Below are 211 nucleotides of genomic sequence, written 5' to 3'. Positions count from 1 at the left end.
TATCCGAGAAGCTAATAGTAAAGACGTTAGCTTCAACATCCGACGCGTCTTTAACAAAACCGATGTAATCGCCAGCACTGTTAGGATCTTCTTTTAGCTGAACCGCCAAGTTGTTTGACGTTAACGTACCTAGAGTATTGAACTCTGTTGGCTCGATACGGAACGACTCAACATCGTCACTCTCATGAGTAAACTGAATGACTTTGGTGTC

Annotated in this window: 1 protein-coding gene; it reads right to left on the bottom strand. The window is 43.1% G+C overall.

From position 1 onward, the window contains the following. Positions 1–211 (bottom strand): hypothetical protein (locus AB4507_RS23025; RefSeq protein ID WP_372183493.1); only part of this gene is annotated, 211 nt, incomplete at both ends.

It is taken from the genome of Vibrio sp. 10N.222.54.A3, from assembly GCF_041474095.1.
GTDB lineage: Bacteria > Pseudomonadota > Gammaproteobacteria > Enterobacterales > Vibrionaceae > Vibrio > Vibrio crassostreae_C.
This window is presented reverse-complemented; position numbering and strand designations above follow the sequence as displayed.